The organism is Streptomyces sp. 3MP-14 (genome assembly GCF_006334905.2).
GTDB classification, from domain to species: domain Bacteria; phylum Actinomycetota; class Actinomycetes; order Streptomycetales; family Streptomycetaceae; genus Streptomyces; species Streptomyces triticirhizae.
In genome coordinates this window covers 197,509-222,810 of record NZ_VDLZ02000010.1, presented here as the reverse complement: position 1 = coordinate 222,810, position 25,302 = coordinate 197,509, and the positions used below count along the sequence as shown (strand labels likewise).

Annotated in this window: 23 protein-coding genes and 1 pseudogene; 12 read left to right on the top strand and 12 right to left on the bottom strand. The window is 73.9% G+C overall.

Going from position 1 to position 25,302, the window contains the following annotated elements; all coding sequences use genetic code 11:
- Positions 1–46 precede the first annotated feature (46 nt).
- A complete protein-coding gene (locus tag FH609_RS18265) occupies positions 47–973 on the bottom strand; it encodes an AraC family transcriptional regulator (protein WP_139668881.1) in 927 nt (308 codons plus the stop codon).
- A 126-nt stretch (positions 974–1,099) separates the two neighbouring features.
- Between FH609_RS18265 and FH609_RS18260 the strand changes: the two genes are divergently transcribed.
- Positions 1,100–2,005 carry an MBL fold metallo-hydrolase gene (locus FH609_RS18260; protein WP_139668879.1) on the top strand — a complete coding sequence of 302 codons (906 nt, stop codon included), beginning with the start codon at positions 1,100–1,102 and terminating at the stop codon, positions 2,003–2,005.
- Positions 2,006–2,053: 48 nt separating this feature from the next.
- Here FH609_RS18260 and FH609_RS18255 read toward each other — a convergent pair whose 3' ends face one another.
- The 3 genes from FH609_RS18255 to FH609_RS18245 all read right to left on the bottom strand — a co-directional run bounded on the left by FH609_RS18255 (position 2,054) and on the right by FH609_RS18245 (position 5,265).
- Complete coding sequence (locus FH609_RS18255) at positions 2,054–4,183, bottom strand: hypothetical protein (protein WP_139668877.1); 2,130 nt, start codon at positions 4,181–4,183, stop codon at positions 2,054–2,056.
- Positions 4,180–4,923 (bottom strand): ABC transporter ATP-binding protein, encoded by a 744-nt coding sequence (locus tag FH609_RS18250; protein WP_139668875.1) that lies wholly within the window; start codon positions 4,921–4,923, stop codon positions 4,180–4,182. The genes FH609_RS18255 and FH609_RS18250 overlap by 4 nt, the downstream gene beginning before the upstream one ends.
- 93 nt (positions 4,924–5,016) lie before the next feature.
- A complete protein-coding gene (locus tag FH609_RS18245; protein WP_139668873.1) occupies positions 5,017–5,265 on the bottom strand; it encodes a hypothetical protein in 249 nt (82 codons plus the stop codon).
- Between the two features lie 639 nt (positions 5,266–5,904).
- Here FH609_RS18245 and FH609_RS31145 point away from each other — a divergent pair.
- Positions 5,905–7,734: a protein kinase domain-containing protein gene (locus FH609_RS31145; protein ID WP_193317936.1), complete on the top strand. Its 1,830-nt coding sequence runs from the start codon at positions 5,905–5,907 to the stop codon at positions 7,732–7,734.
- 64 nt (positions 7,735–7,798) lie between these two features.
- Here the strand turns inward: FH609_RS31145 and FH609_RS18225 are convergent, their stop codons facing one another.
- Positions 7,799–8,623: a helix-turn-helix domain-containing protein gene (locus FH609_RS18225; protein WP_139668871.1), complete on the bottom strand. Its 825-nt coding sequence runs from the start codon at positions 8,621–8,623 to the stop codon at positions 7,799–7,801.
- Between the two features lie 166 nt (positions 8,624–8,789).
- On the opposite strand from FH609_RS18225, the gene FH609_RS18220 reads away from it, so the two are divergent.
- Positions 8,790–9,572, top strand: coding sequence for an SDR family NAD(P)-dependent oxidoreductase (locus FH609_RS18220; RefSeq protein ID WP_139668869.1), 783 nt, complete (start codon positions 8,790–8,792; stop codon positions 9,570–9,572).
- Between the two features lie 93 nt (positions 9,573–9,665).
- Here FH609_RS18220 and FH609_RS32440 read toward each other — a convergent pair.
- Positions 9,666–9,755, bottom strand: a pseudogene (locus FH609_RS32440) (transposase); the annotation flags it as partial.
- On the opposite strand from FH609_RS32440, the gene FH609_RS18210 reads away from it, so the two are divergent.
- The 5 genes from FH609_RS18210 to FH609_RS18190 all read left to right on the top strand — a co-directional run bounded on the left by FH609_RS18210 (position 9,716) and on the right by FH609_RS18190 (position 15,047).
- Positions 9,716–10,933 carry an RNA-guided endonuclease InsQ/TnpB family protein gene (locus FH609_RS18210; RefSeq protein ID WP_139668867.1) on the top strand — a complete coding sequence of 406 codons (1,218 nt, stop codon included), beginning with the start codon at positions 9,716–9,718 and terminating at the stop codon, positions 10,931–10,933. The pseudogene FH609_RS32440 and the gene FH609_RS18210 overlap by 40 nt on opposite strands.
- Before the next feature lie 443 nt (positions 10,934–11,376).
- Positions 11,377–12,420 carry a LacI family DNA-binding transcriptional regulator gene (locus FH609_RS18205; protein ID WP_139668865.1) on the top strand — a complete coding sequence of 348 codons (1,044 nt, stop codon included), beginning with the start codon at positions 11,377–11,379 and terminating at the stop codon, positions 12,418–12,420.
- A 93-nt stretch (positions 12,421–12,513) separates the two neighbouring features.
- Positions 12,514–13,533, top strand: coding sequence for a glycosyl hydrolase (locus FH609_RS18200; RefSeq protein ID WP_139668863.1), 1,020 nt, complete (start codon positions 12,514–12,516; stop codon positions 13,531–13,533).
- A 216-nt stretch (positions 13,534–13,749) separates the two neighbouring features.
- Entirely contained in the window at positions 13,750–14,175 is a 426-nt protein-coding gene (locus FH609_RS18195) for a hypothetical protein (protein ID WP_139668862.1), read from the top strand.
- Positions 14,172–15,047, top strand: coding sequence for an SMI1/KNR4 family protein (locus FH609_RS18190; protein WP_139668860.1), 876 nt, complete (start codon positions 14,172–14,174; stop codon positions 15,045–15,047). Before FH609_RS18195 ends, FH609_RS18190 begins: the two co-directional genes overlap by 4 nt.
- A gap of 48 nt (positions 15,048–15,095) precedes the next feature.
- Here the strand turns inward: FH609_RS18190 and FH609_RS18185 are convergent, their stop codons facing one another.
- Together FH609_RS18185 and FH609_RS18180 are read right to left on the bottom strand one after the other, a co-directional pair.
- Positions 15,096–15,470, bottom strand: a complete 375-nt coding sequence (locus tag FH609_RS18185; protein WP_139668858.1) for a VOC family protein — start codon at positions 15,468–15,470, stop codon at positions 15,096–15,098.
- A 71-nt stretch (positions 15,471–15,541) separates the two neighbouring features.
- Positions 15,542–16,192, bottom strand: a complete 651-nt coding sequence (locus FH609_RS18180) for a class I SAM-dependent methyltransferase (protein ID WP_139668856.1) — start codon at positions 16,190–16,192, stop codon at positions 15,542–15,544.
- Positions 16,193–16,295: 103 nt separating this feature from the next.
- Here FH609_RS18180 and FH609_RS18175 point away from each other — a divergent pair, with 103 nt between their 5' ends.
- Together FH609_RS18175 and FH609_RS18170 are read left to right on the top strand one after the other, a co-directional pair.
- Positions 16,296–16,946 (top strand): TetR/AcrR family transcriptional regulator, encoded by a 651-nt coding sequence (locus FH609_RS18175; protein ID WP_139668855.1) that lies wholly within the window; start codon positions 16,296–16,298, stop codon positions 16,944–16,946.
- A gap of 114 nt (positions 16,947–17,060) precedes the next feature.
- Complete coding sequence (locus FH609_RS18170; protein WP_139668853.1) at positions 17,061–17,861, top strand: SAM-dependent methyltransferase; 801 nt, start codon at positions 17,061–17,063, stop codon at positions 17,859–17,861.
- A gap of 276 nt (positions 17,862–18,137) precedes the next feature.
- Here FH609_RS18170 and FH609_RS18165 read toward each other — a convergent pair whose 3' ends face one another.
- Together FH609_RS18165 and FH609_RS18160 are read right to left on the bottom strand one after the other, a co-directional pair.
- Positions 18,138–19,991: an ABC transporter ATP-binding protein gene (locus FH609_RS18165; protein WP_226961777.1), complete on the bottom strand. Its 1,854-nt coding sequence runs from the start codon at positions 19,989–19,991 to the stop codon at positions 18,138–18,140.
- The gene (locus FH609_RS18160) at positions 19,988–21,829 is read right to left on the bottom strand and encodes an ABC transporter transmembrane domain-containing protein (RefSeq protein ID WP_139668851.1); all 1,842 of its coding nucleotides are present in this window, start codon (positions 21,827–21,829) and stop codon (positions 19,988–19,990) included. Before FH609_RS18160 ends, FH609_RS18165 begins: the two co-directional genes overlap by 4 nt.
- Positions 21,830–21,882: 53 nt before the next feature.
- Between FH609_RS18160 and FH609_RS31140 the strand changes: the two genes are divergently transcribed.
- Together FH609_RS31140 and FH609_RS18155 are read left to right on the top strand one after the other, a co-directional pair.
- The gene (locus tag FH609_RS31140) at positions 21,883–22,020 is read left to right on the top strand and encodes a hypothetical protein (RefSeq protein ID WP_193317935.1); all 138 of its coding nucleotides are present in this window, start codon (positions 21,883–21,885) and stop codon (positions 22,018–22,020) included.
- On the top strand, positions 22,020–22,925 hold the full coding sequence (locus FH609_RS18155) for a siderophore-interacting protein (RefSeq protein WP_139668849.1): 906 nt from the start codon (positions 22,020–22,022) through the stop codon (positions 22,923–22,925). The genes FH609_RS31140 and FH609_RS18155 overlap by 1 nt, the downstream gene beginning before the upstream one ends.
- Positions 22,926–22,977: 52 nt before the next feature.
- Here the strand turns inward: FH609_RS18155 and FH609_RS18150 are convergent, their stop codons facing one another.
- Both FH609_RS18150 and FH609_RS18145 read right to left on the bottom strand, forming a co-directional pair.
- Positions 22,978–23,202 carry a hypothetical protein gene (locus tag FH609_RS18150; RefSeq protein WP_139668847.1) on the bottom strand — a complete coding sequence of 75 codons (225 nt, stop codon included), beginning with the start codon at positions 23,200–23,202 and terminating at the stop codon, positions 22,978–22,980.
- 102 nt (positions 23,203–23,304) lie between these two features.
- Positions 23,305–25,242 (bottom strand): AfsR/SARP family transcriptional regulator, encoded by a 1,938-nt coding sequence (locus FH609_RS18145; RefSeq protein WP_139668845.1) that lies wholly within the window; start codon positions 25,240–25,242, stop codon positions 23,305–23,307.
- Between the last annotated feature and the right edge of the window lie 60 nt (positions 25,243–25,302).

The window sequence follows — 25,302 nt, the reverse complement described above, 5'->3', positions numbered from 1 at the left end:
GCCCGGACCGGGCCGCCCCCGGTCCGGAAACCCTGCGGCCAGCGACTCAACGAGGCTGGCGCACCGCCCGTTCCGCCGTCCGGTAGCGGCCGGGCGTCGTGCCGAACTCCCGGCGGAACGCGTGCGAGAGCGCGTAGGGGCTGGCGTAGCCGACCCGGGCGGCGACGGCGGCGAGGGTGTCCCGCGTGTCCCGCAGCCGGGTCGCGGCGAGGATCAGCCGCCACCAGGTCAGATAGGCCATCGGCGGCCGGCCGACCAGGGCCGCGAACCGGCGCGCCAGGGTGGCGCGCGAGACCCCGGCGACGGCGGCGAGCCGCTCGTTGCTCCACGCCGCGGCGGGCTCCGCGTGCAGGGCCCGCAGGGCGGCGGCCGTCACCGGGTCGCCCAGGACCCGGGGCCAGGCCCCGCTCCTCGCCTCGGCCATCCAGGAGCGGACGAGATACACCAGGAGCAGGTCCAGCAGGCTGGGCAGCGCGACACCCGAGCCGGGCCGCCTTTCGTCCAACTCACCGGCCAACAGGTCGACGACGGAACGGAGTTCGGGGTGCTCACCCGACCGGGCCGGCAACACCAGGACCTCGGGGAGTTCGGCCATCAGCGGGTGCAGGCGGCTACAGTCCAGCCGGTAGGTGCCGCACAGCACCTCGAACGCGCCGCCGCCCGTGCTGGCCTGCGCGAGCCAGCGCCCGAACGACACGGCACTCCCCCGCACTTCGGGGCCGGCGGCGCCGGCCGACGCGTCGGCGATCAGATGGCCGGTGCCGTGCGGCAGCAGCGCCACGTCCCCCGCGCCGAGCGCCACCGGCACGCCGCCGCCGTCGGGCACCAGCCAGCAGCCACCGCCGAGGACCACATAGCAGCCGGCGCCCAGGAACGGCTCGCGCCGGGCGCGCCACCGCCCGCTCGCCCGCACCCGGTGAAAGGCCGGGTGCCCCAGGTGCACGGCCGCTATCGCGTCGCTCACCACGTCCATCCCCGCAGGGTAGGCCCGGCGCACACCCGCAACGCCCCGCCACCGCACGGAGGTTGAGCCGCACGCGTATCTTCTCGCGCCCCACGCGCATCGAGCGACGCGTTCCGCGCTCCTACGGTCGAGGCCATGACCGAAGAGAACACGCGGGTACGGCGCATGGTGCTCGGGGACGTCGAGATCCTGCGACTCGTCGAGTGGCACCGGCCGTTCGCGCCGGCGGCCGCGCTGCTCCCGGGCGTCGGGGCCGATGTGTGGCGGGACAACGCGGGCTGGCTGGCGCCGGACCACTGGGAGCCGGCCGGCGGGCGGGCGGTGCTCGCGCTCCAGACCTGGGTGCTGCGCTGCGGCGGGCGGACGGTCCTGGTGGACACGGGCGCGGGCAACGGGCGGGAGCGGCCGGGGATGCCGCCGTTCCACCGGTGCGAGGGCGACTTCCTCGACCTCCTGGCGGCGGCCGGGGTGCGCCCCGACGAAGTCGACACGGTCATCAACACCCATCTCCATGTCGACCACGTCGGCTGGAACACCCGGGAGGAGAACGGCGAGTGGGTCCCGACGTTCCCCAACGCCCGCTACCTCATCCCGGCGGCGGACGACGCCCACTTCGGGCCGGACGGCGCGGGCGGGAACGGGCGGCAGCCGGTGGACCGGCTGATCTACGCGGACAGCGTCGCGCCGATCCACCGCGCCGGGCTCTCGGTGCTGTGGGACGGGCACCACCGCGTCGACGACCACCTCACGCTGGAGTCCGCGCCCGGCCACACCCCCGGCTCGTCCGTGCTGCGCCTCACCTCCGGCGGCGACCGGGCGGTCTTCGTCGGGGACCTGCTGCACAGCCCGGTGCAGATCCTGGAGCCCGACTGCGCCAGCGCCGCCTGCCTGGACCCGGCACGGTCGGCGGCCAGCCGCCGCCGGATTCTGCACCGGGCCGCCGATGAACGGGAGTTGCTCATCCCCGCGCACTTCGGCGGCCGGGGCGCGGTGGAGGTCCGCCGGACGGGCGACTCGTTCACGCTGGGCGCGTGGGCCTGACCGCCACGGACGGCACGGGGGCGGGCGGACCGCCGGCCAGGGGCGGGGTCAGCCGGGCCCGGAGAAGTGCTCCGGTTCGGTCGTGAGGCGGGTGTCGAGGAGGCCGGCCAGCGCCAGGCCCGCCGCCGAGGCGGCGATCGCGGCGTGGGCGGCGAGCGGGTAGTCGACGGCGGAGTCGAGTCCGGTCCAGGCGAGGCAGGCCACCACGCCCGCGACCAGCGCCGTGCCGCCCACGACCCCGTAACCGACCAGGAACTCCTGGCGGTTGATGACGCGAATCCTTCGGCGGGTCAGGCCGATCGCGATCAGCAGCCAGGTGCCGCGCCGGCCGACCGCCGTGCGGTCGATCAGCCCGGTGGCCAACAGCAGGAAGACCAGCGCGCTGAAGAGGGCGATGCCGCCGAGGACCCAGGGTACGAGTTCCGACTCCTGGAGTTGGTCGTCGGCCTCCGACAGGACGCTCAGCGCGGCCGGTTGGGCCAGCGCGGCGGCGCGCAGCGCGTTCTCGGCGTCGGCCGTGCGCGGGGTGAGCACCAACAGCGTGCTCTCTTCGCTGAGTTGGGCGTTGACCTGCGGCTCCTCGCGCACGACGGACACCTCGGCGGTGCCCGCCGCCAGCAGGCCGACGCGCCGCTCGGCCGGCCCGGCGAGCGTGCCGTCCTCCGTGCAGGCCGACTCCCGCAGCAGTGACGCCAGTTCCCGGCAGCCGGCTGCCAGGCGCACCACCGCGCTGCTGCCGGGCCCCGGCTGGACCGTCACCGGCGCGGCCAGCGCCCCCGGCAGCTCGCGCAGCAGCGCGTCGGGATCGGCGTGACCCAGCGCGCCGCGTACCTCGAACGCCTGGATCGCCGGGTCGGGGCGCGGCGGCGGGTCGATGTCGCGGGCGGTGCCGATCCAGGCGGCGACGACCGGCGCGATGACGAGGAGCGCCGCGATGCCGTAGAGCGGGCGGACGGCGGAACGCGGGTCGTACTGGAGGCGGCGGCCGGCAAGGACACGGCCGGGGCGGTCCGTTCGGCCGGCGAGCCGGTCGCCGACCCGGCGGGCGAGCAGCGGCAGGGTCAACGGGACGCCCGCCGCGAGCAGCAGCACGCCGGCGAGCGTCGAGGTCGCCGCGAGGCGGCCGTCCCGCAGCGCGGCGGCGGCCAGCAGCGCGACGGCGGCGAGCGCGGGCGCGATCCGCAGCGCGCTCATGCGCGGCCGGCGGGCGCGGGGGCGCGGCAGCGCGGCGTGGTGGTCCTCGCGCCGGCGACTTTCGGTCACGACGGCGAGCAACGCGAACGCGGCGGCCAGCAGCAGGAGTACGGGCACGGCCGACCACCACGGGGGCGCGAGCGCGCCGGGCACCACCGGCCGGTCCACCAGCGGAACGCGGTCGAGGCGCGGCGCGGTCACCTGCCAGGCCAGGGCGCCCAGCGCGAGCCCGGGCCCCGCCACGGCCCCGGCCTCCAGCACCACCAGCGCCCGGCGCCGCCGCGCGGGCACGCCCAGCGCGCGCAGCAGCGCGAGCCGGTTGGCGCGCAGCGGCGCGGAGACGGCGGTGCCGGCCGCCGCCAACAGCAGCGCCGGCAGGCCGACCAAGCCGGCCAGGGCCAGGGACATGGCCGGGATGTCCAGTTCGGCGTCGTCGCCGATCGTCGGCCCGGGGCCGCCGAACCCGGTGGCGTCCACCGCCACCGGGCCCAGGGCCCCGTCGGCCGGGACGCGGCGGTAGGCCAGCAGCTCCTCCGGGTGCAACACCCCCTCGTCGGTCAACACCTCGGCGTCGGGGAAGCGTTGGGCCAGCTCGGGGTGGTCGGCCGCCTGCCGGGCCAGGCCGGGCGAGATGACCCAGCCGCCGGGCTCCGGCCAGCCGGCCATCCCGGGCGGCAGCGCCTCGGGGCTCTCGGCGTCGGCGGGATCGAGCCACACCACGGGGAACTGGGTGAGCCCCCAGGTGTCGTCACGGCGGTCGACGCGCAACGCGGACCCGGAGGCGGGCTCCGCGTACCGCACCGTCCGGTCGTCGAAGCGCTGCCGCTCCTCCGCCAGGGTGTGCAGCACCCCGGCCGTGAACAGCGCGGTCACGGCGGTCACCGCAGCGACCGTGCCCAGCAGCACGACCCGGAGCCGCTGGTGCGGGTGTCGGGCGTAGGCAAGTCGCAGCGCCAGCCGGGTCGTTGTCCGCCACGGCCTCACCGGTCCGCCGCCGGCGCCGGTTCCGTCGTGGGAGCGGGTAGCGGGTGGAGGCGGCCGTCGCGCAGCAGCAGGGTGCGGTCCATCGCCGCCGCCACGGCCGGGTCGTGGGTGGCCACCACCAGCGCCGCGTCCGCCGCGCGGCAGGCGTCCAGCAACACGGCGGTGACACGGCGGGCGTTGGCCTCGTCCAGCGCGCCGGTCGGCTCGTCGGCCAGCACCAGCCGGGGCGCGCACACCAGGGCGCGCGCGATGGCGGCGCGCTGCGCCTCGCCACCGGACAACTCCTCCGGTGCGCGTTCCTCGAACCCGACCAGGCCAACCCGTTCGAGGAGCCGCCGGGCCCGGTCGGCCGCTTCGTCCAGGCCGGCGAACGCGGCGGGCAGCGCCACGTTCTCCAACACGTCCAGTTCCGGCATCAGTTCGCCGAACTGGAACACCATTCCGATTCCGGTCAGCCGCATCGCCGCCGCCCGGTCGGGCGTGGCGTCGCCGATCGGCTCGCCGCCGATCTCCACCGTGCCGGCGGCGGGGCGGACCAGGCCGGCGAGGGTGTTGAGCACGGTGGTCTTGCCCGAACCGGAGGGCCCCATCAGCGCGACGGACTCCCCCGGTGCCACCGCCAACTCCAGCCCGTCGGCCAGCCGCCGCCCCGGCACCTCGACGACCACCCCGCGCGCCCGCACTACCTGCTCCGCCGTCGCGGCGCGGCCGCCCGCCGGAGACGTTCTCCGTTTCGCCATTTCGCCTGCCTGTTCTCCGTCGCATGAGTGCCGGCTCGCGTTACAGACCCGCCGGTGACAGATGCACCGGCGGGCCCGATGGGCGAGAGTGTTTCAGTACCGCTGCCAGTTCCCGCAGTTGTCCGGCCACAGGTCGGGCGTCTCGCAGGTTTGGTGCCCGGAAATGGTGCGCCCCCCGGAGCCCTCGTGCGCGCAGATGCCGTTGGCGCCATCGTCGTCCCGAACGCTGTCCCGCTCTCCGTTGGTGAGTTCGTAGACGCCCTTCACGCCGGTGCTGTCAGCCTCGTTGTCACACGTGCGTATGCGCTTGCGGTTTTTCGTAGTCGTTCGTGTGGTCGTCACCGTTGTAGCTGTACAACGCGCTCGCCGCTTGTGGAGCGCCGAAGAAGAGAGTCAGAAGCGTTGCACCAGTCACCAACACTTGACGCTTACGCATGAAAGCCCTTTAAACATGTCCATTACAGAATTGAGCGCTCTGAGTGTGCCCACCGTCACCGGGTGCTGCAACGGCCTGATCAACTTTGCGCCAGCGATTGGCTTAACCCAGTTGAATCGTGGATTAAGAGCACCAAACCGTCATCGAGTGGATTCACAACCGCAAGGTGAGAGACACCTGAGCTACATCTGCTAGTCAGATGTGCGGTCAGTGATCGCCCCCTTGCGGTCGCCCCGTCGAGTGCGCGTACAAAATCGATGCCTGTTGCTCGCACCTCGGCCACAGGGCACCGGCCCAGGCCCAGCGAAGGAAGTACGCGGACAGGTCGCTCAGCACCTTCGTAGGTTCCGCGACTCGGCGTCGGTCGACGACACGGCCACACTTCCACGTGCACGAGGGATCAGTGTGGTCTGGGCTCACGCGCAGTCACATGGCCGATGGGGCTCACGCACAACCGCCCCCGCTCACACGCGAGTTAGGGTGGCCCCGCCACCGGGGGCGCAGGGGCCCGACGGGGTCGACGGGCACAGGGGGAGGAACCGGCCATGCAGCCGCTGCGGGCAGACGATCCCGAGCGCATCGCCGACTACCGGCTGCTCGGGAGGCTGGGCGAGGGCGGGATGGGCGTGGTCTTCCTGGCCAGGTCGCCGCGCGGGCGGATGGTGGCGGTGAAGACGATCCGGGCCGAGTTCGCCGACGTCCCCGACTTCCGCCGCCGGTTCGCCAGGGAGACCGCCGTCGCGCAACGGGTCGGCGGCCGGTGGACCGCCGACGTGCTGGCGGCCGACCCGGACGCCGCGCTGCCCTGGGTCGCCACGGAGTATGTCGCCGGGCTCACGCTCCAACAGGTCGTGGACGAGTACGGCCCGTTGCCGGCCGAGGCGGTGACCGCCCTCGCCGTCGGCCTGTGCCATGCGCTGGGCGCCATCCACGGGGCCGGCCTGGTGCACCGTGACCTGAAGCCGTCGAACATCATGGTGACCATCGAGGGCCCCAGGGTGATCGACTTCGGCATCGTCCGCGCCCTCGATCTCTCGACCGCCGGGAGCGTGACGGCCACCGGCCGGGTGATCGGCTCGCCCGGCTTCATGTCGCCGGAACAGGCCAGGGGCGAACGCCTCACCGACGCCAGCGACGTCTTCTCGCTCGGCGCGGTGTTGGCGTTCGCCGCGACCGGGCGGCTGCCGTTCCACGCGGAGAGCGGCCAACCGGCCGTGCTGCTCTACCGGGTGGTGCACGAGGAGCCGGACCTTTCCGGCGTTCCCGCGCCGCTGCGCGAGCTGATCGCCAGCTGCCTGGCCAAGGCCCCGGCCGACCGCCCGAAACCGGCCGAACTCCGAAACCGGAACGCCTCTCCGCCTGCCGGCCCCTGGCTGCCGCCCGAGGTGCTGGCCCGGCTCGGCCAGGAGGCCGTACGCCTCCTGGAACACGACGACCCCCGGCCGCCCGCCACGCCGCCACCCGATGCCCCAACCGAAACGGCACACCGCTCCGTTTCCCCGCCGCCCACCGTCCCTGCCACCGGGCCGACCGCCACCCCGGCCGCCACACCGGCCTCCGCCCCGACCACCACGCCGGCCGCCACTCCGGCCCCCACGGCGGTCACCGCCCCAACGCCCGCCCCTCGCCTGCTCGTTGACGAGCGCCGCAGGGCCGGCCGCTGGTCCACGACCCACACCTACAGCGGCGTCCTCTATGTGATGCTGACGCAGTTCACCCTGGTCACCCTCGCCAGCGCCGTTCATCTGTGGCTCATCAGCCGGGACGAGGGCGAGGGGAACGCCGTAGGCGACATCGGCGACCTGTGGATCAGGCAGCACGAGACCATCGCGTACCTGCTGCTGGCCGCCCGCACCCTCGCGGGCGTGGGGCTGATCGTGTGCTGGCTGCTGTGGTTCCACCAGGTGCGCGTCACGGCCGAACGGTTCGTCCCCGGCGGCCTGCGCTACCGCACCCGCACGGCGGTGACCAACTGGTTCGTCCCATTGGGCAACCTGTTCCTCCCCAAGCAGATCGCCAACGACGTCTGGCACGCGTCCAGTCCACCCCGGCCCGACGGCCGGATGGCACCGGCGGGGCTCCTGAACACCTGGTGGGCCCTGTGGCTGGCGACCTTCCTGACCTGGCCGCTGTTCTGGTTCCCCTGGACCGAGACCGTCACCGTGGACAGCGCGTCGACCGAGGTGTGTCGGGTGTGGGAGGAGTACGGCTGCGACCCCAACTACCTGGTGGACGAGCACGCCTTCTGGTACGAGTTCGAGCCGCTGACCTGGGTCAACCTCGGCCTTCACCTGCTCGTCGTCCCCACCACCGTCGTCACGATCCTCTTCGTCCGCCGCCTCACCACCCTCCAGGCGGCCCGCCCGCGCGACTGAGCGAGCGCGGGCGCGGCGGTGATCGAGCGACCGGGCGGGGGCCGGGGCGGAGAGGGTCTCCGGCTCAGCGCCGTTCCTCGGCCGTCGAGCGGAGGAGGGCCAGCTTGTCGGCGTCGGCCGTGCCGGGGGCGGCGTGGAAGGCGACGAGCATCAGGCCGTCGGTTCCGGTGATGTGCAGCTTCTCCCGGCTGAGGGTGATGTCCCCGAGCTGCGGATGGTGGAAGCACACCGTGGCGCCGCCCCGGGGCCGGACGTCGTGGCGGGCCCAGAGTCTCTGGAAGTACGGGCTGGCGAGGGAGAGTTCCCCGACGAGTTCGATGCAGCGGGGATCGTCCGTGTCCGTTCCCACGGCCTCGCGAAAGCCGGCCAGCAGCGCCGCCGCCGCTCCTTTCCAGTCGGGAAAGAGGCGCTGTTCCTCGGGGTCGAGAAACACGTCGCGCAGCCGGTTGCCACCGGTCGCCAGGCGCGGGGAGAGCGCCGTGGCGAGCGGGTTGGCGGCCAGGACGTCGAGATAGCGTCCCTCGACAAAGGCGGGAACGGGCAGCAGCGCGAGAAAGCGCGCGGTGCTGGCCGGCACGGTTTCGCGACGCCGGCGGCGGGGGCGGCGGGGCCCGTCGGCGATCAGCCCGAAGAGATAGGCCCGGGTGTCCTCGTCGAGCCGCAGCACCCGCGCGAGGGATTCCAGGACCTGCGGGGACGGCCGGCGGTCCCGGCCGCGCTCCAGGCGCAGGTAGTAGTCGGCGCTGATGCCGGCGAGCATGGCCACCTCCTCGCGGCGCAGCCCCGGCACGCGGCGCACGCCCACGACGGGAATCCCCGCCGTTTCCGGAGTCACCAGCTCACGCCGGGCGCGCAGAAACTCGCCCAGCAGATTCCGTTCCTCGCTCATCCCTCCACGTTAGGTCGTTTCCGGGCCGCGAGAGGGGGCCCTGTCACTCCCCTGGATAACCGGGGAACTGGCTCGGCGCACCGGCCGGGGCAAGGATCGAAGCGTTACCGATCCCGTGCTCCGGCCGCAAAGAGCCGGAATACCGAAACCGAAAAGGAATACCCGCATGAGCAAGCTCGCCCTCGTCACCGGCGCCACCTCCGGCATCGGAAGGGAATTCGCGGAACGCTTCGCCGCCGACGGCTACGACCTGATCGTCGTCGGCCGCCGCCGGGAGCGGCTTGCCGCGTTCGCCTCGGAACACCCCGAGGTCACCGTGCGCACGGTCGCCGCCGACCTGTCCACCGAGGACGGCATCGACGCCGTCGCGTCGCTCTGCGCCACCGAGCCGCTGGACGTGCTGGTCAACAACGCCGGCGTCGCCCACTACATGCCGCTGGCCGACCTGCCCGCCGACCGGGCCCGCGAACTGGTCAATGTCAAGGTCCTGGCCCCCACCCAGCTCATGCGTGCCGCCGTCGGCGGGATGCGGCAGCGGGGCGGCGGGACCATCGTCAACGTCGCCGGGATGATCGCCTTCTCCGGCCCCGCCGACGCCTCCCAGCTGCCGCGCCGCGCCGTCTACGCCGGAGCCCTCGCGCATCTGGTCGCCATGACCCAGACCCTGGCCGCCGAGGTCGAGGACTCCGGCGTCCGGGTCCATGTCGTGTGCCCCGGCGTGGTGGCCACCGAGTTCCACTCCGTCCAGGGCATGGACCTCAGCGCCGTCCCGCGCATGAGCGCCGCCGACGTCGTCACCGGCGCCCTGCGCGGCCTGGAACTCGGCGAGACCGTCAGCGCCCCCGGCGTCGAGGACTACCGGCTCCTCGAAGCCGTCTTCGCCGCCGACCTCGCCGCCTTCGCCGGCCAGAGCACGACCCTGGCCACCCGCTACCGGGACTGTTCGTAGTGTGTCGGGCTTCAGCCCGGTGGTGAAGCGAATCTGAGAGCTGTTCTGATCTCAGCTGTGTGCATGGATCCGCACTGTTGGCCTCAGCTCAGGTCAGAGCGGCCGGTTCTGCTGTTCGATGTACTGCTTCACGATGCTGGGCGGTGCGCCGTCGACGGAACCGGCGAAGTACGAGCCGGACCAGGAGCGCCGGTCAGCGCAGCGCGTTGGCGCGGGCGTTCGGGTGCGCGCGGGTGGTCTACAACGACGCGCTCCGCGCTCGGGAGACCGCCCGTAGTGAAGGCCTGCCGTTCCCGAAGACCGGTGACCTGTCGAAGTCGCTGATCACCGAGGCCAAGCGGAGGCCCGAGCGGGCGTGGCTCGGCGAGGTATCGGCGGTCGTCCTCCAGCAGTCTCTGCGCGATCTGGACACTGCGTACCGGAACTTCTTCGACGGGCTCAAGGGCAAGCGCCCCCGCATGGGCACACCCCGGTACAAGTCCCGCAAGGACACGCGGCAGTCGGTCCGGTTCACCGCGAACGCCCGCTGGTCGATCACGCCGGGGCAGAAGTTGCGCCTGCCGAAGATCGGCGACGTCAAGGTGAAGTGGTCGCGGACGCTGCCTGCCGTGCCCTCGACGGTGACGGTGGTCAAGGACAGCGCGTGCAGGTACTTCGCGAGCTTCGTCGTGGAGACCGGTCCGGAGGAAGTCCTTCCCGAGGTCGTGCCCGAGCTGGGCATCGATCTCGGGCTCGGGCACTTCGCGGTCCTCTCCGACGGGACGAAGGTCGACAGCCCGCGCTTCCTGCGCCGGGCCGAGAAGCGCCTGAAGAAGGCACAGCGGAACCTTTCCCGCAAGGAGAAGGGCTCCCGCAACCGGAACAAGGCCCGGCTGAAGGTCGCCCGCGCTCACGCGAAGGTGACCGACGCACGCCGCGAGTTCCACCACCAGCTCTCCACCAGGCTGATCCGCGAGAACCAAGCGGTCGCCGTGGAGGACCTGGCGGTGAAGGGACTCGCCCGCACGCGCCTGGCCAAGTCCGTCCACGACGCCGGATGGTCGGCGTTCGTCACCATGCTGGAGTACAAAGCCGCACGGTACGGGCGCACCTTCGTGAAGATCGGCCGCTTCGAGCCCACGTCTCAGGTGTGCTCGCAGTGCGGCGTGAAAGACGGCCCGAAGCCGCTGCACGTCCGTGTGTGGACGTGCAGGGGCTGCGGGGCTGTCCTGGACCGGGACATCAACGCGGCGGTCAACGTCGCCAAGGCGGCCGGACTGGCCGTGCCAGCCTGTGGAGCGCAGGTAAGACCGGGACTCGTCCCGGCACCGCGCAGCGAAGCAGGAACCCACCCGACACCGCAGCCCTCAACGGCGCGGTAGGCGGGAATCGCCGTCCTTCAGGACGGCGAGGATGTCAACGGACCAACTGACGCCTCCGGCTGGTGTCGCGCGCCCCGGGCAGAGCGGGGACGGGCGCCACCGCGTCGACGGCTAAGTCCGTCTAAGTCCGCCGTCCTGCGGCGCCTCCGCCGGCCCGACCCGCAGCCTGGTCCAGACCTAACGGGCCAGCCTGACACTGTGCGGGCCGCCGGGCGGCCTTGTCCAGAGGCGTCACAAGTTGAGTAAAGGTTCAGTAATCCCGCAGGTGAACGGCCTGAAATCGGGCCCGAATCGACTGGACCGGGCTATGGACGGCGGCCGGGAAACGCGTCTACGTTAAGCGCCACCCCCACCGGACGGGCGGCCCAGGCCGCCCCGTTCGATCCCCGCCGCACCAACAGCCCGCCGCACCACCCCCACCGACCGCGAAGGGACGGCCACCGATGACCGGTTCACGCGAGGAGCACGGCACCGCGCGGCTGACGATCAGGGACGTCGCCGCGCGGGCCGGCGTCTCGCGCGCGGCGGTCTCCCTGGCGTTCAACGACAAGCCCGGCGTCTCCGCGAGCACCCGCGCCCATATCCTCGCCGTCGCACGGGAGATGGGCTGGGAGCCGAACCGTTCGGCGAAGGCGCTGGGCGAACGGGGCACCGGCACCGTCGGGTTGGCCATCTGCCGGCCGGCGCGCCAACTCGGCCTGGAGCCCTTCTACATGGAGTTCATCTCCGGCATCGAGAGCGTGCTGACCCAGCGTTCCAGCGCCCTGCTGCTGCGCCTGGTGCGGGACATCGACGAGGAGTTGGACCTCCAGCGGCACTGGTGGCGTTCCGGCCAGATCGCCGGATCGGTGCTGGTGGACTTCCGGCGCGAGGACCCACGGGTGCCGGTGCTCGCCCAGTTGGGGATGCCGGCGGTCGCGGTCGGCCACCCGTCGTTGACCGGTTCGTTCGCCGCGCTGTGGACGGACGACGGGACCGCCGTCACCGAGTGCGTGCGCTATCTCGCGGCGCTGGGGCACCGGCGGCTGGCGCGGGTCGGCGGCTCGGCGGAGCTGGGGCACAGCGCCATCCGGGCGACCGCCTTCGCCGCCGCCGTAAGGGAGTTGGGGCTGGACGAGGGGCGGCAGCTGGCCACCGACTTCTCCGGCGAACAGGGCGCGCGGGCGACGCGTTCCCTGCTGGCCTCCGCCAACCGACCCACCGCGATCCTGTACGACAACGACCTGATGGCCGTCGCCGCGCTGTCCGTCGCCGCCGAGATGGGGCTTCGGGTGCCGGCGGACGTGTCGCTGCTGGCGTGGGACGACTCGCAGCTCTGCCAGTTGACCCGGCCGACCCTGTCGGCGATGAGCCACGACGTTCACCACTTCGGCGCGGAGGTGGCCCGCGCCCTCTACGACGTGCTGGGCGGGGAACGGATCACCGCCCGGCAGATGCCGACCCCCGTCTTCACCCCGCGCGGCTCCACCGGCCCGCCACCCCGCTGAGCGGCGCGTCCACAGAAGAAAGCCGCACCACCGCACCACCGCATCACACCACCCGATCGACCCTCAACCCCCGCACAGAGAGGTCCATTTGTCATGCGCACGTCTATCATCCCGCTCGCCAGAAAACGATTGCTGATCCTGCTGACCGCCCTGGTCGCGGTCGGCGCGCTCGCCCTCAACGGGGCCGGCAGCGCGCCGGCGTTCCCGCCCACCCCGAAGCAGGAGGTGATCAACTACCTGAACTCCATCAGCGGTTCGAACATCGTCTCCGGCCAGCACAACAAGGAGCCGGCCAGCCAGCCCAGCCAGTACACCCAGCAGGTGCACGACGTCACCGGCCAGTACCCGGGCCTGTGGGGCGGCGACCTGATGTTCCGCGCCGAGGACATCGCCAACCGGCAGTCCGTGATCGACCAGGCCATCACCGAGTGGAACAACGGCTCCCTCGTGGCGTTGACCTGGCACGCCTGCCCGCCGACCGGCGGCGCCTCCTGCGAGTTCGAGGGCGGCGTCAAGTCGAACATCTCCGACGCCCAGTTCAACGAACTGGTCACCGAGGGCAGCGGGTTGCACCGGGAGTGGCTCAACCGGCTCGACGCCGTGGCGCCCTACCTCCAGCAGCTGAAGGACGCGGGCGTGCCGGTGCTCTTCCGGCCGTTCCACGAGATGAACGAGTCCTGGAACTGGTGGGGCAACCGGCCCGGCCAGGGCGGCAGTTCGCGACTCTTCCAGATCACCCACGACTACCTGGTGGACAACCACGGGCTGGACAACCTGATCTGGGTCTGGAACATCCAGGACAACCCGGCCGGCGGCTGGGACGCGTACTACCCGGGCGACGCGTATGTCGAGGTGGTCTCGCTCGACGTCTGGTACAAGGGCCTGCCGAGCAACGGCGACTACCAGCAGATCCGCTCCCTGGCCGGCGACCGGCCGTTCGCCATCGCCGAGATGGGCAAGGTGCCGAGCCCCTCGATGCTCGACGCACAGCCGGAGTGGAGCTACTTCATGGTCTGGTCCGAGCAACTGCGCGGCGACAACACCAACGAGGAGATCCAGGCTGCGTACTTCCACCCCCGCACGCTGAACCAGGGGGAGGTGCAACTGCCCTAGTCCGTCGTTGAGTTGCTCGCAGGGGAATCGACCGCCCCGTCCGGCCGCGCTCTCGGCCGGGCGGGGCGGCGGCGTTCAGGCGGTCGGGCATTCAGGCGTTCGGCGCCGCACGCGTGTCACATCTCGGAGCGCCGCGGTGTCGTACGGGTGAGACGAACAGCATCGTCCAGCGAGCAGACGGCTCGCTGGCTGTTCCTCTGGTCCTCGGGAGTCACCATGACACGCACGAAGAAGTTCGTCGCGGCGCTCAGGCGTCGGACTGCGGGCGCCTCGGTTGTCTGCCTGTTAGGAGCGGGTCTGGTCGCCGCTGCGCCGGGAACGGCAATGGCTGCCGACTGCGGGTACTACGTCTGCTCGTGGAACGGCGGCACCGTCGTCGGAGCGATGACGTTCAGGGACGACGGTGATCATTTCTTCGTCTGGGACGTCGAGGCGGACGGGCATGGCGTGCGGGGGGAGCTGCGCCATGTCAACGGGGAGCGACTGGACTGGGCCTACGACGGAACAGGTGCCGACAGCACCATCGCCCACTTCCAGTACGACATCAAAGAGGACATCTACTACTACCTGAGAGTCTGCACCGTGGACGGTGCCAACGACACGACGCCCACGAACTGCAATACGCGACAGATCAAGGAGTGATCGCCGAACACCTGGCCGGCCAGTTCGGCGCGACGCTCCGCGTCCGCCGGCCGGCGGCACAGCTCGTCGGCCGGGCGGGGCGGCGTTCGTCGTGGGGGATGGCCGACGATGAGGGGATGACCGACGAACTCGCCGTCTCCATTCACCGTTCCTGGGACCTCATCGACGGCTGGCTGGCCGCCCACGCACCGGGCAGCCTGGGCCGGTTGAACGCGGGCGCCGACCCGGCGGCGCTGGCCGCCGCCGAGGGGACGCTGGGCTTCCCGCTCCCCGCCGACCTGGCCGCCTCGCTGCTCCGCCACGACGGCGCCGACCCGGACGTGTGGGTGCTGCCCGACCTGCGGCCGCTGTCGGCGGCCGGGGTGGTGGACCAGTGGGAGTTGAAGATGCGGGTGCGGGCCGAGTTCCTGGCGGACGAGGCCGAGGACGAGGCCGAGGACGCGGACGCGGGCGCGGACGCGGGCGCGGGCGCGGACGCGGGCGCGGGCGGCGAGGGGCCGCTGGCGGCGGACGGATGTCTGTTCTGGCATCCGCGCTGGGTGCCGGTGGCGCACTTCCAGGGCGACCTCGACACGATCGACGGCCGGCCGGGCCCGACGCGGGGGCGGATGACGCTGGTCGGGCACGACGGCGGCGGGGACTTCTCGCCGGAGCGCTCCTGGGACTCGTTCGACGCGTATCTGGCGGCGGTGGCCCGGCGGTTGACGACGGGCGGGGCCGGCGTCGAGCCGCCGCCGTTCGACGAGCCCTGGGTCAGCCCAACCGGCGAACTCCTCTGGGGCTGGCCGTCGGCGGTCCCCGGCCTCAGGGGCGGCCCGGAGGAGCACGGTTACCGCAGGGCGCCGGTCGGGCGGGGCGGCCCGACCGGCTGAGGCGCGGCAGCGCCCGCCGGCCGGGGGCCCGTCAGATCCCGGTGTCGGTCAGGGCCAGGTGGTGGCGCGCTCGGCGAAGTCCTCGCTCTGCACCGGGACCACGCAGAAGACCAGACCGGCCGGGTCGCGCAGGTGCACGCACCCGTCGTGCTCGCCGATGCGGGTGGCGCCCAGCGCCTCGACCCGGGCGACCTCGGCGGCCACGTCGTCGGACTCCAGGTCGAGGTGGATGCGCGGCTCGCCCTCCCCCAGGCGCTGGTGGGCGAGGAGTTCCCCGCCGGCCAGCCGGGTGAGGGTGGCGAACGGCGTGCCCTCCTCGGGCACCGGCTGGCGGCCCAACGCGGCACCCCAGAAGGCGAGTTCGGCGTCGGAGGTCTCGGGTGGCGTGTCGATCAGGACAACGTGGAGGCGGCTGCGATGCATGGCCGGGATCATGGCACGGCGTGCGGGGCGCGGCCGGGAATTTCGGGACGCGGGCCGCGCCGCCCGACGCGTCAGTCGTGGGCGCGGCGGCGGAGGGTGAACCAGAAGGTGGGAACGGGGTTGGTGCCGGGGGTGACGTCGGCCAGGTCCCAGCCGGCGAAGCGGTCGCGCAGCTCGTCGGCGGTCACCCCGGAGAACACGTCGTCGAGCGCGCCAGGCCCGTAGCCGAACATCAGCAACTCGGCTCCCGGCGCGGCCCGTTGACTGAGAACGGCGGCATAGGCGTCGCGGCGGTGCGGCGGGATGCCGCAGAAGCAGGACAGGTCGAAGAAGAGGGTGAACGGGCCCGGCGCGCACCCGGCGTCGAGGCGGGTGGCGTCGCCGTGGTGGAACGCGATGTCGACGCCGGCGGCCTCGGCCTTGACCCGGGCCCGCTGGACGGCGCTGGCGACCAGGTCGACGGCCGTCACCCGCCAGCCGTGGCGGGCCAGATAGACGGCGTTGGTGCCGGTGCCGCAGCCCAGTTCGAGGGCGCGTCCCGGCGGCAGGGCGGCCGGCCCCTCGACGCGGGCCACCAGCTCGGGCGGGGTCACCCCGGTGTCCCAGGGCGGCCGGCCGGCGCGGTAGTACTCCTCCAACTCCCGCCGCACGGCGACCTCCTGGGCCTTTTCGGCGGCGGTGATCCGTTCGGCGGGGTCCCGTTCGGCGTGGTCCTGATTCATCGCTGATCCGCTCCGGTTCATGGGTGGTTGGCCCTCTCCATCTTTTTGTAGTGAGACTCTAGTGTTCGACTACAGAAACAGACCCTAGACCTAGACTTCCGGCATGGACAAGACCGGGACGGCCGGGAAGCGGGACGGGCGGGCCGAGCGGACGCGTCGGACGCGGGAGCGGATCGTGGCGGCGGCGCGCGAGCTGTTCGTCGAGCGGGGCTATGGCGCGACCAGCCTGCGGGAGGTCGCGGACCGGGCGGGCGTCGCGGTGCAGACCGTCTACTTCGTCTTCGGGAACAAGCGCGCGCTCTACAAGGACGTCGTCGACACCTCCATCGCGGGCGACGCGGAGCCGGTCGCGACGATGGACCGGCCGTGGTTCCGCGAGGCGTGCGCCGCGCCGACGGCGGCCGGGCAACTGCGGCTCCACGCGCGGGGAACGGGCGCGGTCCTGGCGCGCGTCGCGCCGATCACGCCGATGATGGCGGCGGCCGCGGCGACCGATCCGGAGATCGCGGCGCAGTGGCCCGAGGGGCCCGACCCCCGCCTCACCGTGCAGCGGGCGGCGGCTGAGGCGCTGGTCGGGAAGCCGGGTGCGCGCCCGGGGCTGACCGTGGAGGCGGCGGCGGACGTGCTGTTCGGGCTGCTCTCCCCCGAGCTGTATCTGCTGTTCGTCCGCGACCGGGGCTGGTCGCAGGAGCGGTGGGAGGAGTGGGCGGTCGACGCCCTGACCGCGCAGTTGACCGCCCAGCCGGTCGCTTAGCCGGTCGCCCGGCCCGGGGCACCGTTGCGCGGGAACCGTTGACTGAACGGTTCCCGGCGGGGTACGTGTGCGTCTGCGCGCGAAGGAGCGCGGGAGCGAGGCGAGTTGGGGATCATGCAGTTACCGACATACGACGTGCCGCACACCGCCCGGGTCTATGACTACTACCTGGGCGGCAAGAGCCACTACGCGATAGACCGCCAGGCCGGCGACACGGTGCTGGGCGTCTGGCCGGGGGCGCGGGCGGCGGCGCGGACCAACCGGCAGTTCATGCACCGTGCGGTGCGGTTTCTGAGCGAACGGGGGGTGCGTCAGTTCCTCGACATCGGAACGGGCATCCCGACGGAGCCCAATCTGCACCAGGTCGCTCAGTCCGTGGACCCCGCCGCGCGGGTGGTGTATGTCGACAAGGACCGGCTGGTGTTGACGTACTCGGACGCGCTGATGCGCAGCACGCCCGAGGGCCGCACGGCCTATGTGGAGGCCGATGTCGCCACGGACCACACCCGCATTCTCGACGAGGCGTTCGCGGTGCTGGACCGGGACCGGCCGGTGGCGCTGTCGCTGGTCGCGCTGCTGCACTTCGTGCCCGACGAGCAGGGGGCGCGCGAGGTGGTGGCCGCGCTGGTGGACGCGCTCCCCTCGGGTTCGGCGCTGGTGCTCTCGCACGGCACGCACGACTTCGACGCCTCGGTGATGCTGCGGGTCGAGGAGATCTACCGGCAGGGCGGGATGGCGGCGCAGTCGCGGAGCCGGGAGGAGATCCTGGGCTTCTTCGACGGGCTTGAGCTGGTCGAACCCGGCATCGTTCCCCCGCACCTGTGGCGGCCGGACGAGGAGACCCAACGGGAGGCGGTGGAGGGCGACCTGGCGGCGCTGGTCTCGATGTGGGCGGCGGTGGGGCTCAAGCCGTAACGCCTGGCGGCTGGCCCCGGGTGTGCGGCGCCGCTGGTTCGGCGCCGCCGAGGCGGTGCCGCGCGGGTGGCGGCGCCGCGGCCCAGCGTTCCCACGGGTCGCCGGCCGGCCGGCGATTCCTTGGCGCGGTGCACGGCGGTCATCGCGAAGTCCCGTCCGTCCGGCGTCCGTTGGCGTCCGTCCGGCGTCCGTTGACGCTGCCCGGCCGGCACCGGTCCGCACCGGATCGGGCCGGCCGGCGCCAAGGAATCGCCGGCCGGCCCGGGCGGCCCCCGGTCACGCCACGGGCGCGCCGTTGGTCGTCGTGCGGGTGGTCCAGGCGTGCCAGAGGCGGGCGTAGGTGCCGCGCTTGGCGAGGAGGTCGGCGTGCGGGCCCTCCTCGACGATCCGGCCGTGGTCCATCACCACCACCCGGTCCGCCGTCTCGGCCTGGGTGAGACGGTGCGCGATCACCAGCGCGCTGGCGTCGCCGATGGCGTTGGCCGTCGCGCGGTCCAGGGCGCGGGCTGCGCGGGCGCCGGTCTCGGCGGTCGCCTCGTCCAGGACGAGCACCCGGGGCCTGGCCAACACGACGCGGGCCAGGGCGAGTTGCTGGGCGCGTTCGCTGCTGGGTTCGAGCCCGTCGGGGCCGATCCTGGTGGCGGTGGAGTCCGGCAGGTCGTGGACCCAGTCGGCGCCGACCGCGCGCAGCGCGGCGTCCAGCTCCGCGTCGGGCGCTTCGGGCGCGGCCAGGCGGAGGTTGTCGGCGACGGTGCCGGCGAAGGCCCGCACCTCCTGGGTGACCAGCAGCACCCCGGCCTCGGCCGCCGCGCCCGGCACGACGGGCTCGCCGTCGAGGAGGACGCGGCCGGCGTCGGGGGTGTGGATGCCGGCGACCAGCCCGGCGAGGCTGGACTTGCCGGAGCCGGAGGCGCCGACGACGGCGATCCGTTCCCCGGGGTGGACGGTGAGCGAGACCTCGGACACGGCGGGGCGGTCGGGCGCGTGGGCGAAGCTGACGTTCTCCAGCGTCAACCGGGCGGGCGTGCGGGCCCGTTGGGCGGCGCGTTGCGCTTCGGTGGCGCGGGTGGCGTAGCGGTCGGCGACGCTGACCACGCCGACGAGGCGGCTGAGCCCGGCCATGGCCCGTTGCAGCGCGTCGAACTCGGAGAGCACCACGCCGATCGGATCGAAGAGCCGGAAATAGAGCAGCGCGGCGGTGGTGGCGGCGCTGACGGTGACCGTACCGGAGGAGCTGAGGAGCGCGCCGACGGCCAACACCGAGGCGAGGCCGACGAATTCGGCCCCGTTGAGGCTGTTCCAGAAGGTGGCCATGATGCGGGTGGCGCGCAGCGCCGGGGCGATGGCGTCCTCGGAGGCGCGGGCGACGCGCTCGGTGTGGCGGGCGGAGCGGCCGGTGGTGACGATGGTCTCCTCGCTGGTGAAGACCTCGACGAGTTCGCCGGTGCGGTGGCCCTCGGCGATCCGCAGCCGCCGGTAGGCGGGGCCCGAGCGGCGCAGGAACCAGCGGGTGGCGAGCACCTGGACGGGCGCGGCGACCAGCGCGGCGAGCGCGAACCTCGGGTCGAGGACGGCCAGGCCGCCGGCGGTGACAACGATGGTGAAGCCGGCTGCGGTGAAGACGGGCAGCACGCCGCCGACCGCCTCGCCGACGGCCTCGACGTCGCCGGAGACGCGGGAGACGACGTCGCCGACGCCGGCCTTCTCCAGCCGCGCCTGGGGGATGCCCATCGCGGTGCGGAACGCCTCCTCGCGCAGCTCGGCGAGCGCGGACTGGAGGAGCCTGGCCAGCCAGGCGTGGGCGAGGCGGCCGAGCACGGCGGCGGCGATGCCGGCGGCGAGGATGCCGCCGGCGCAGGCGAGCACCACGCCGCCCGACTCGTCCTCGGTGACGGCCTGGACGATCCGGCCGAGCAGGGCGGGGGCGGCGAGGCCGCAGACGGAGGCGGCGACGAAGAGCGCGGCGACGCCGAGCAGCGCGAACGGGCGCCGGGCGAGCCGCCGCGCGGCCTGCCGACGGGTGGTGCGGGCGTCGGCGATGGGCAGCAGCAACGCGTCGTCGGCATCCGGCCGTTGGTCCGTGCTGGGGTCGGTGGGGGTGGTGCTCTCGTGGTCCTGGGGGGTGCTCACGCGCCGATCAACTCCCGGTAGGCGGCGGACTCCGTCAGGAGCCGGGGGTGGGGGGCGACGGTCCAGGCGCCGTCGATGCGGGCGGCGACGGTGTCGCAGACGGCGAGCAGCGCGGGGCTGGTGGTGACCAGCAGCACGGCGCGGCCGGTGACGCCGGCCAGGCCCCCGGCGACCTCGGACTCGGTGACGGCGTCCAGCGCGGTGGTGGGGTCGTGGAGCACCAGCAGCGGCTGGCTGGTGTGCAACGCGCGGGCCAGCAGGATGCGTTGGCGCTGGCCGCCGGAGAGGGTGGCGCCGCCGGAGGTGAGGCGCTCGGCGTAGCCGTCGGGGAGGAGCCCGGCGACCTCGTCGACGGCGGTGGCGGCGAGGGTGTCCGCGTCGAGCGGGGCGTCCAGCACGACGTTGTCGTGCAGGGTGTCGGGCAGCACGCGGGCCCAGCCGCCCTGGGCGTGGACGTGGCGGGCGCGGGCCGTCTCGGGGTCGAGGGTGGCCAACTCCGTTCCTCCGACGGCGAACCGGCCGGGTTCGACGGGCGCGCGGCGGGCGAGGATGGCGACCAGCGCGGCGGCCTCGTCGGGTGAGTCGTGGACGAGGCCGACGCGTTGGCCGGCGGCGACGGTGAGCGCGGGCCAACGGGTCTCGGGGCCGGGGGTGATGCGCAGCGCGGGGGCTGGCTCTGGGCCCGGCTCGGAGGCCCGCTCTGGGGCCGGCTCCGAGGTCAACGGGGCGCCGGCGGGCGGGCGTTCCTCGTCCGAGGACGGGCGCGCGTCCGTGGCCTGGTGGTGAACGGGAACGGCCGGCGGGGTGGTCAGCTGGTCGGCTATCCGGCGGGCCGAGGCGCGCTTCTGGGCCAGCTCGATGCCGAACACGCCCAGCCGGGCCATGGGTTGCTGGATGAACTGGGCGAGGCCGACGACCGCGACCAGCTGGCCCACGCCGATCTCGCCGTCCAGCGCGCGCAGCCCGGAGACCAGCGCGATCACCGAGGTGAGCAGCGCGGAGAAGACCACGCTCACCCCGTAGTAGCCGGCCTTGGCGCTGATCGCGCGGACGGCGGCCTCCAGGGAGCGGCGGCTGGCGGTGGCGTAGCGGCGGGCGGCCTCGTCCTCGGCGCCGACGCCCTTGAGCACCCGCACGCCGGAGACGAACTCGGTGGCCAGGCCCTCCGCCGTGGCGGCGGCGGCCTGTTCGGCGCCGCTGCGCCGCTCCAGCGGGCGGGACACCAGCTGCATCAGCAGCAGCGAGAGGGGCGTGGCGAGCAGCACGATCAGGCCGAGCGCGGGCGAGATCGCGAGCAGCGCGACGGCGCTGGTGACGATGGCGGCGAGCACCGAGACCAGTTCGCTGACGGTCCAACAGAAGCCGCCGACGCGGCCGGTGTCGGAGGTGGCGATGGCGGTGGTGACGCCGGGCGCGCGCCGTTCGGCGGCGCCGCCGGGGTGCAGGGCGCGGCCGACCACGCGCTGGCGCAGGGCGTGCGCGCCGTAGAGGGTGGCGCGCGTCAGGCAGGTGTAGCCGAACCGCCAGGAGAACGTGAGCCCGGCGAACAGCAGGGCGAGCAGCGCGAGATCGCGCAGGAAGCCGCCGGTGTCGCCGGCGACGATCCCGGAGTCGATGGCCCAGCCGATGGCGACGGGGACGAGGGCCTCGCCGATCTGGTGGCCGCTGAGGCCGGCCGCGCCGCCGAGGAGCAACAGGCCCCTGCGGTCGCGGAAGAGGGCGAGCCGGATGACGTCGCCCGGGGTTTCGGCGGACGGGCTTACGGCGGGCGGGCTTACGGCGGGTGGTGGGGGCGGCGGGGGCGCGCTCGCGGGGGACGATGACAGCACTTCGGACATTGGGCTAAGGTAAGCCTTACCTAATCGACGGCTCAATGGAGCTACCCCGCACCATGTCGCTCATCCCCAACCGGCCGGAGTCGGTGGTCCCTTTGCCAGGAGGATTGATGGAGATGTTCTTCGGGTCGCCCGGCGGCCAGACGGCGTTCATGGTGTTCCTCGATGTCGCAGAGAAGGAGCTGTTGGGCTGATGTCGCTCACCATTCACCGCGCGCTGGTCACCGCCGTCCGCCGGCTGACGCCGGGGATGGCCCGGATCACCCTGGGCGGCCCCGACCTGGCCGGCTATCCGACGACGGGCGTGGGCGACGAGTACGTCCGGCTGTTCTTCCCGCACGAGGGCGAGACCGAGCCCGAACTGCCGCAGGCGACCGAACGCGGCGGCTGGGCTTGGGAGGAGGAGCAGCGTCCGGCGCCGATGCGGACCTACACCATCCGTTCCGTGGACGCCGCCGCCGGCAGGGTGGACATCGACTTCGTGGTCCACGACGGGGGTGTGGCCGCCGCGTGGGCGCTGGCCGCGAAGCCGGGCGACGTGGTCGGGATGACCTCGCCGACCGGGCTCTACGAGCTTCCGGCGGAGGCCCGTTGGCAGATCCTGGTGGCCGACGCGGCCGGGCTGCCGGCCGCCGCCCGGCTGGTGGAGCAGACCCCGCCCGGGGTGCGGACCCGGGTGGTGCTGGAGGTCCTCGACCCGCGCCACCGGCAGTCGATCTCGCTGGGCGATCCGGCCCGCGACGAGGCCGAGCTGACCGTCGAGTGGCTCTACGCCGGCAACGGGCACACGCCGTCGCGTCTTGACGCGGTGATCCGTGAGCTGGAACTCCCCGAGGAGCCGGGGTATCTGTGGTTCGCCGGCGAGACGGGCGTGATGCGGGCCGTCCGCAAGAACCTGCGGCACGAGCGGAAACTCCCCAACGGCACCTACACCACGGTCGGTTACTGGACGCACCGGGCCGAGGAGCTGCGGCAGCGCTGGGAGGCGCTGGACGAGGAGACCCGCACCCGGCTCTACCGGATGTGGGACGACGAGAGCCGCGACATCGAGGAGATCACGGACGACTACCACGCGCAGCTGGAGAGGCTGGGCCTGTGAGCACGGCCGCCCAGGGCCGGGGCGGCCACCTGACGGCCCGTCAGCCTCGTCGTCAACTCCCCTGCGGGTCCCAGGTGTAGTGGCAGGCGCGGCACTCGCGGTAGCCGTTGAGGCGGTTGTCGGACTCCACCACGGTGGACCAGAGGTTGCCGCAGGACGGGCAGTGCTTGCGGCCGCGCGGCAGGCGCGGGGGGCGCCAGCCGTCCAGCCTGATGCCGATCCAGACGCCGAGGACGACCAGCAGGACGAGTACGACGATGACGAGGACGGCGACCATCGCTGGGCTCCCGGTGCGTGAGGGGCGAACGGGGAGCATCGTTGCACCCGGAGCGCGCCGGCGCCAACGCCAGCCAACCGGCGGCGCGCGGCGCGCGTTCGCCTATCCCGTTCCGGCGCACGCCTCCGCCTCCGCGAGGTAGCGCGCCACCGGGCCCAGGGTGAGCAACCCGCTGGCGGCGCCGGCGTGTTCGGCCCGGGCGGGGCGCAGCGCCGTCGCGGCGCGGGCGGCGACGCCGGGCTCGCCGAGCCGCGCGGCGGCCCGCGCGGTCAGGCTCCACAGCGCCTCCTGGAGGTGGTCGTGCGGCGGCTCGGGCGCGGCGGCGAGGGCGGCGCGCGCCTCGGCGTCGCGGTGCTGGGCGAGCAGCAGGAGGGGGCGGGCCCAGGGCAGGTAAGGGCCCCAGTCGAGGCGCGGGTCGGCGGGCGCCGGCCGGTCGTGCAGCAGCCGCAGCCCCAGCAGGGCGAGCGGGAACAGGCCACGGCGCAGCCCCGGCATCCCGGCCGTCGCGAGGGCGTCCTCGGCGGCGCGGTACCGGGCCGCCGCCTCGGCGGCGTTCGGCCCGCCGGGTTCGGCGCTGCGGGCGGCCGTGGCCCGGGCGCGGAACCAGCCGGTGAGGACGGGAACGAGGGGCGACTCGGCGGTGGCGGCGAGCCCTTCGGCGGCCTCGGCGTGCGCGGTCGCCGCGTCGAGGTCGCCGAGGGCCGAGGCGGACTGGAGGCGGAGGAGCCGGCCGAGCACGGCGAAGCTCGGCAGCTCGTGCCGGGTGGCCAGGTCCAGGATCTCGGCGCCGATCCGGTCCCGCTCGGGCGCGAGGCCGGGGTGGGAGAACGCCTGGAGGGCCAGCCCGTTGAGGGCGAACGCCAGCAGCGCGGGATCGGCCAGCTCGCGCGCCAGCGCCTCGGCGGCCCGCGCCGCCCGCCGCGCGCGGTCCCGTTCGGGCCGGGACAGGTCGGCGCTCCGGCTCTCGACGGCGACGGTGGCCAGCAGGCGGGCGCGCAGCTCGGCGGGCCCTTCGGGGCCGAGCGCGGCGAGGGCGCGTTCGGCGGCGGCGACGACGGCGCGGGACTGCTCGGGGTCGTCGGCGCGGCTCCAGAGCGCAGGCACGTCGTAGGCGCCGATGATCCGCGCGGTCAGGGCGAGGTCTCCGGTGCGTTCCGCCGCCCGGATCGCGGCGAGCCGGTCGCGCCGCGACCGGACGAGGGCGCCGCCGCCGGCCAGCGCGAGGGTGCGGGCCAGGTCCACGGTGGTGCGCGGGCCGAGCCGGACCCCGGGCCCGGCCCAGGCGGTGCGCGCGCCGTCGGGCGGCACGGCCCCGCCCAGGATGTCGGCCTCCAGGCGCCGGAGTTCGGCGCCCGGATCGAGCCCGAGCTGGTCGACGAGCATCGTGCGGGCGCGGCGGAGGGCGGCCAGCGCGTCGGCCTGGCGGCCGGCCCGGTGGAGCGCGCGGGCCAGCAGGCCCCAGGCCGGCTCGCGCCACGGGTGTTCGGCGACCTGGGCGCCCAACTCGGCGACCAGCTCGGCCCCTTCGCCGGCGTCGAGGAGGAGCCGGGCCCGCAGCTCCACCGCCGCGAGCCGCAGCTCCTCCAGCCGGGCCCGCTCGCGCCGGGCCCATGCCGCGTCCGGCACGTCGGCGTAGGCGGGTCCGCGCCAGGACGCGAGCGCCTCGGCGAGGTCCCCGACCGCCTCGGGCTCGCGCCGGGCGCGGGCCAGGGCGTCCTCGAACCGGTGGACGTCCACGTCGGCGCGCGGCAGGCGCAGCGCGTAGCCGGGGCCCTCGGTGACCAGGACGCGCGGCGGCTCGCGGGGCGGCCGGTCGGGTTCGATGGCGCGGCGCAGCGCGGCGACGAACGTGCGCAGGGCACCCACGGCGCGGGCCGGCGGCTCGGTCCACAGGTCGTCGACGAGGGTGTCGGTGGTGACCAGCCGCCCCTCGGCGGCGACCAGCCGGGCCAGCACCTCGCGATGGCGGGGCCCGCCCAGGTCGACCGGCTCGCCGTTGTCGCGGAGGGCCCGCACGGCGCCCAGCACGTCGATGCGCATGGCCCCATCCTCACCGACCGGCGCCGGCCGCGCCCGGCCGTGCCGCTCGGCCGCTGATCC

Coding starts and splice junctions, on each gene's coding strand:
- FH609_RS18265 (WP_139668881.1), bottom strand. CDS start 973: ATGGACGTGGTGAGCGACGCGATAGCGGCCGTGCACCTGGGGCACCCG.
- FH609_RS18260 (WP_139668879.1), top strand. CDS start 1,100: ATGACCGAAGAGAACACGCGGGTACGGCGCATGGTGCTCGGGGACGTC.
- FH609_RS18250 (WP_139668875.1), bottom strand. CDS start 4,923: ATGGCGAAACGGAGAACGTCTCCGGCGGGCGGCCGCGCCGCGACGGCG.
- FH609_RS31145 (WP_193317936.1), top strand. CDS start 5,905: ATGCAGCCGCTGCGGGCAGACGATCCCGAGCGCATCGCCGACTACCGG.
- FH609_RS18225 (WP_139668871.1), bottom strand. CDS start 8,623: ATGAGCGAGGAACGGAATCTGCTGGGCGAGTTTCTGCGCGCCCGGCGT.
- FH609_RS18220 (WP_139668869.1), top strand. CDS start 8,790: ATGAGCAAGCTCGCCCTCGTCACCGGCGCCACCTCCGGCATCGGAAGG.
- FH609_RS18205 (WP_139668865.1), top strand. CDS start 11,377: ATGACCGGTTCACGCGAGGAGCACGGCACCGCGCGGCTGACGATCAGG.
- FH609_RS18200 (WP_139668863.1), top strand. CDS start 12,514: ATGCGCACGTCTATCATCCCGCTCGCCAGAAAACGATTGCTGATCCTG.
- FH609_RS18195 (WP_139668862.1), top strand. CDS start 13,750: ATGACACGCACGAAGAAGTTCGTCGCGGCGCTCAGGCGTCGGACTGCG.
- FH609_RS18185 (WP_139668858.1), bottom strand. CDS start 15,470: ATGCATCGCAGCCGCCTCCACGTTGTCCTGATCGACACGCCACCCGAG.
- FH609_RS18180 (WP_139668856.1), bottom strand. CDS start 16,192: ATGAATCAGGACCACGCCGAACGGGACCCCGCCGAACGGATCACCGCC.
- FH609_RS18175 (WP_139668855.1), top strand. CDS start 16,296: ATGGACAAGACCGGGACGGCCGGGAAGCGGGACGGGCGGGCCGAGCGG.
- FH609_RS18170 (WP_139668853.1), top strand. CDS start 17,061: ATGCAGTTACCGACATACGACGTGCCGCACACCGCCCGGGTCTATGAC.
- FH609_RS18160 (WP_139668851.1), bottom strand. CDS start 21,829: ATGTCCGAAGTGCTGTCATCGTCCCCCGCGAGCGCGCCCCCGCCGCCC.
- FH609_RS31140 (WP_193317935.1), top strand. CDS start 21,883: ATGTCGCTCATCCCCAACCGGCCGGAGTCGGTGGTCCCTTTGCCAGGA.
- FH609_RS18155 (WP_139668849.1), top strand. CDS start 22,020: ATGTCGCTCACCATTCACCGCGCGCTGGTCACCGCCGTCCGCCGGCTG.
- FH609_RS18150 (WP_139668847.1), bottom strand. CDS start 23,202: ATGGTCGCCGTCCTCGTCATCGTCGTACTCGTCCTGCTGGTCGTCCTC.
- FH609_RS18145 (WP_139668845.1), bottom strand. CDS start 25,242: ATGCGCATCGACGTGCTGGGCGCCGTGCGGGCCCTCCGCGACAACGGC.